Source organism: Flavobacteriales bacterium (assembly GCA_013214975.1).
Taxonomy (GTDB): domain Bacteria; phylum Bacteroidota; class Bacteroidia; order DT-38; family DT-38; genus DT-38.
The window spans coordinates 1-4,301 of record JABSPR010000123.1 but is presented as its reverse complement, the minus strand read 5'-3'; the positions used below and the strand labels follow the sequence as shown (position 1 = coordinate 4,301).

General features: G+C 33.1%; 5 protein-coding genes. 2 read left to right on the top strand and 3 right to left on the bottom strand.

Annotation, left to right across the window (positions count from 1 at the left end):
• The first annotated feature begins 35 nt into the window (after nt 1–35).
• Nucleotides 36–275 (top strand): hypothetical protein, encoded by a 240-nt coding sequence (locus HRT72_04630; GenBank protein ID NQY66992.1) that lies wholly within the window; start codon nt 36–38, stop codon nt 273–275.
• A 178-nt stretch (nt 276–453) separates the two neighbouring features.
• On the opposite strand, the gene HRT72_04625 is transcribed toward HRT72_04630, so the two are convergent.
• The 3 genes from HRT72_04625 to HRT72_04615 form a co-directional block, all read right to left on the bottom strand.
• Nucleotides 454–933 carry a DUF4915 domain-containing protein gene (locus HRT72_04625; GenBank protein ID NQY66991.1) on the bottom strand — a complete coding sequence of 160 codons (480 nt, stop codon included), beginning with the start codon at nt 931–933 and terminating at the stop codon, nt 454–456.
• A 24-nt stretch (nt 934–957) separates the two neighbouring features.
• Nucleotides 958–1,218: a DUF4915 domain-containing protein gene (locus HRT72_04620; GenBank protein NQY66990.1), complete on the bottom strand. Its 261-nt coding sequence runs from the start codon at nt 1,216–1,218 to the stop codon at nt 958–960.
• A gap of 716 nt (nt 1,219–1,934) precedes the next feature.
• A complete protein-coding gene (locus tag HRT72_04615; protein NQY66989.1) occupies nt 1,935–2,243 on the bottom strand; it encodes a hypothetical protein in 309 nt (102 codons plus the stop codon).
• A gap of 535 nt (nt 2,244–2,778) precedes the next feature.
• Here HRT72_04615 and HRT72_04610 point away from each other — a divergent pair.
• Nucleotides 2,779–3,876: a PKD domain-containing protein gene (locus tag HRT72_04610; GenBank protein NQY66988.1), complete on the top strand. Its 1,098-nt coding sequence runs from the start codon at nt 2,779–2,781 to the stop codon at nt 3,874–3,876.
• The last annotated feature ends 425 nt before the right edge of the window (nt 3,877–4,301 follow it).

The window sequence follows — 4,301 nt, the reverse complement described above, 5'->3', positions numbered from 1 at the left end:
TGAGTGAAAATTTTGTAATAGCCAACCACAATTTGGTGACAGATAAAAACTTCGCTAAAATGCAGTTGATAATTTGTAAAAATGTTTTGATTTATTTTTCTTCAGAACTGCAAAACAAGGTAATTGAATTATTCTTTGATGCTCTTGTTCCAGGAGGTATTTTATGTTTGGGGAAAAGTGAATCTATCGATTTTACACCACATCAAGACAAATTCAAAACACTCGACAGAGATGCAAGAATATTTCAAAAAGAATGGTTGGATAATGTCATTTAATTTTAAGGTGGGTTCTGAAAATTACATCTTATCCACTTCTGTATTATATTTTAATACGAAGTAAAACTACGCTATTATTTTGCCATCTCTATCCCCATATTGGGGGATATTTGCATCAATTACTTGCGTTATAGCCGTTTTTTCCTCTTTATAAGAACAATTGATCACCCTATTCAGCTTATGTTGTACCATCTCTAGCCCAAAATGAAGTTTGGGGAATAGTAATGCCTGTTTTGCTTTCTTCCGTATCTGGATTCATTATATTGGGTCTTAGTTGATCAGCCAATATTTTCACATCGTAAATTTCATCTACAGATGTATTGTATATTATTTCGCCTTGAACACTTCCTGTTGGAAGATGGACGATTGCAATACCTGCTCTATTATTCTTTAAGTTAGAAACAAGCTCTTTAAATGTAGAAGAGTTTTCCCTCAACCCTGAGAGTCCTACAAATAGATAGTCTTTGTAATGTGCCATCCCTCGCACAAACCCATTAAATTGAACAAGGTCTATAACTTCTCCTGAATTAAGATTTATTTCTACTAACGAACCTGTTGCCGAAAGCAAACAGTATAATTTGCCATTAATCAATCTCGGAGAATGAGGCATCGATAAACCGTCTGCAATAATTTTATTAGACTCAATATCTATAAGCATACCTCCTGTTCTAATTTCACTCCTTCAACTTCGAGGTGTATTCCCTTGGTTAAAACATGTTGCATATTTAGGTATGCCATTTTGCATTACAAGACCGTTTAAATGACATCTGTCTTCTGATACTATTTGAGTTATAAAGTCAAGTTTCCAATAAGGAATAAAACTATAATCTTCCGATAATTTAATAATGCAAGAAAAAAGTGTATTGACACCATATAAACCATTATTACCGAATTCTAAATCATGTATATCTAAAAAGTTAGTTTTGTAAACTACACGAGGCATATATAGTGCATCGTACTTACCTGGGTGCTTAGGAGTAATACTCAGCTAAAGATTTGCTGTTTTTGAATATTATAACTTCATCCTTGCAAGCAATAGCAATTTTCTTTTTTGTTAGAGCAGCAAATTTATCAACTTGTGGTTACAAATAGGTAAATTAATTAATATTAGATATGAGTTTCAATTTGTAGATTCAATATCACTTAAAGTTTCATAACTTTTAAATGTTCGACCTATATTCGACCATTTGCGCAGCAAAGTAGTAATCCCGTTCTGAAGCTAGCTTTATTGTTTTTTAGTAATGAAATCCCAATACGTTGTATGAAACAGGGTAGAGGGTAATGGTTTTTTTACTAGTCTCAAATACCTGTTTATCAAATATGTAAAATGCTTAATGAGAAGGTTGGTTCAATTCGCATCTATAATACATATCGTTCCATTGGGCTGCATATAGGTTTCCCTGTTTATCTTTCTCAAGATCTCTTACTTGGTTGTTTCTCAGTTTAACTTGTCTACAAGGGAACGCAATACTGCCCGTAATTTTAATACCATATGTCTGATAATAGCAACATTCATATCTTTTTTTACATGACGTAAGAAACAATGTTGAAAGGGCCATAATTAATATTATCGATTTCCTCATAATTAAGGATCAATGTTATTAGGTAGAACATTCCTTCACATAAACATGGTAAGAAATAAGCCAGTAGTTAGACTTATTAGTTTTTCTTCCTTTTTTTAACCAGGTTTTTTGAGCCTTTTTTACCCATTTTGGCGCCTTTCTTCCCCATTTTTTTAGTATGCTTGTCAGCGTCAATTTCAATATTGGTATCAACAGGTTTAACAGTGATCTTGGGCTTAGGAACAATCTTTTTTACAGTTTCTTTGGCTTTAGATGTGTTCTGTTCAGTTCCTTCCGTTGTTGAAGCTGGATCTTCTGCGTTTGTGTCTGCTTCTTCTGCACCGCCTCCACAGCTAATCATGGTGATAGATACTAGTGATGCGATAAGTATTGATGATGTTTTCATATGAGGTAATTCAATATTTGATTTATGAATGTTCGATAATTTAATGTCAAATGTATGCTTTTTATCTTAGTGTAAATGAGGGAAGTAGTGGAATTTAATGAACAGAAATAAGTTTTTTATTACATCTCTCTTTGCTTTATTTATTTGAGTTATATCTACCATGCTAACTTCTTTATGGATTCTTAGAATCCAAGCAAGAGAGAATTTTCTAATTCTGAATTTTGCGAATCATTTTATTCGAAGAATATATAGTATGCAACCTGTGTTAGTTAGTTAGTTCATTTTAAATAGGTATAAATGCGTAGTGTAAGGATGTGTATCTTTGCTATGGGATGTTTCTAAGTGTCACAATTTTAGAACTTTAGTGTTTTTGATTGAGCGAAATTGAACAATTTGTGATCATTTTTGATATATTTTATATTAAATTAGCCTCCTGTTTTTATTAGTATACATATAAGATAGCTATTGATTCGAACGGGCAATTAGACCAAACTAATGCAAATACAAATTCTATTTATTTATTTAAAATTTAATTATGAAGACTAATTTATTAAAAATTGGTGCTGGGCTTTTAACAGCTGCAGTACTTTTTGCAACCTCTTGTACAAAGCCAGCGGCAACGTTGACCGTTGATACAAATACAGTTGCAGTAGGAGAACCTGTAACAGTTGAAGCAACTGCTGAAGGATCTATAGTAACAATTGATATGGGTGATGGAACTGTTTTAACAGATTTCAGAAATAAATTCACTTATACATACGACCAACCTGGTACATACACAATTTTAGTAATTGCATCAAAAAAATCTCAAGGAGATAAAGATGTAACTGCTGAAGAAGAAATTGTTGTTACTGGTGCAATGGCCGGTATAAGCGTTGATAACGACAGCCCAGAAGTTGGAGAGATAATTACTTTTATGTCTACTTCTACAGGATCTGCTAGCTATTCTTGGGATATGGGGGACACACAACAATCTCCAAGTAACTCAGAGGTAGTTTCTTATTCTTACAACCAAAGTGGTACTTACATGGTTTACTTAACCGTAACGGATGCAAATGGTACTTCTTCTAGTGTTGCTTCTGTTGAAATTACTGTTACTGCTCCAGAAGGTACATCTGGATTTTTTGATGGTGATGAAGAAGTTGAATCAATGTTGGCTGGTACATGGACATTGACTGGTTATACTGTTGAGGAAACAAGAGATGGCAAATCCGTTTGGGATATGGGAGATTATTTATCAGATGAGGATATCACTTCTTTGGATGAAGAGATCATATTTGAAAATAATAATTGGTCTTTTGATGGATATGTTGTTGATGCTGACGGTAATAACCGTTCGGAAGGACAAATTTTTAGAATATTGAATTCTACGCAATTAGAATGGAACAATTCCCTTGATTCATATGATTGGGTAAATGGTGGAATTGATATTCATGTCGCTGATAGTGAAGGTCAACCGGCATTTGTGAACTACACCGTTTCTGAATCTACGTTCGAAATAACTTACACAAGTACTGGTAGGATATGGTACGATTATGATGATTATGAAGGTAATTGGGGTGACTGTAATTGTTACACTGATGGTGATGGTGATGATCACGTAGTTACTACTACAATTACTTTCACTAGATAATCTAGTTGTAAAGTATAAGAGATAAATCTCTTAAGATGAAAAGCCCATCTAACATTGTTAGATGGGCTTTTTCTTGGTCTATACTTTAATTAATAGGATACTTTAAGTACTATTTATAACCGAAATATTACAAGGAGAGTATTAGAATTATCGATATAGAATAAGCTTAAAGTAGAGATTAATTAAGGCCGCTGAGCAAGAAAATTTAGGTCAAATCTTTAGGATGCGCAACAGCCTCAATTAATGAGCTTAATCAAATTATAGAATGTTTCTATAATGCGTTATACTATATATATGTATCTGAATGTACTTTGTACTAAAAAAAAGGGAAGTATTTTCCGAATGGTCTTGCTCATAGAGAGTAATTGTCTCTATGAGATAGAGATAATACTTCCTTCATTACTTCTTACGTTGAAAACTGTATC

Bases quoted from the DNA above. Each gene is read 5' to 3' on its own strand.
- HRT72_04625 (NQY66991.1), bottom strand. From the start codon at position 933: ATGCTTATAGATATTGAGTCTAATAAAATTATTGCAGACGGTTTATCG.
- HRT72_04620 (NQY66990.1), bottom strand. From the start codon at position 1,218: ATGCCTCGTGTAGTTTACAAAACTAACTTTTTAGATATACATGATTTA.
- HRT72_04615 (NQY66989.1), bottom strand. From the start codon at position 2,243: ATGAAAACATCATCAATACTTATCGCATCACTAGTATCTATCACCATG.
- HRT72_04610 (NQY66988.1), top strand. From the start codon at position 2,779: ATGAAGACTAATTTATTAAAAATTGGTGCTGGGCTTTTAACAGCTGCA.